The sequence below is a fragment of the Bradyrhizobium sp. JHI2711 genome, assembly GCF_056156565.1.
Window position 1 is genome coordinate 1 of the sequence record NZ_JBPZPT010000040.1, and the last position, 255, is coordinate 255.

The window sequence follows — 255 nt, forward strand, 5'->3', positions numbered from 1 at the left end:
GCTGGCTCAACGGGCTCCAAGCTCGGATGCATCCGAATAAGGCCGTTGTCGCACTAGCCGCCAAGATGGCTCGCATTGTCTGGGTGGTCTTGAACAAGCCAGGAGCACTCTACGAACGCAGGGATCCCGCTTTCAGCTGACGACTTCTGGCGAGATTGCAAGGCTCGGGAACAGTGATGACGAAACAGTGGATCAACATGCCGTAAGCCCTGTGCAAAAAAGCGGGCTTCGTGCCCGAACCATTTATTGGGAACG

General features: G+C 56.1%; 1 pseudogene. It reads left to right on the forward strand.

Annotated elements, in window-relative coordinates:
• Nucleotides 1-140, forward strand: a pseudogene (locus tag ACTEK7_RS36690) (IS110 family transposase); the annotation flags it as partial.
• Nucleotides 141-255 lie beyond the last annotated feature (115 nt).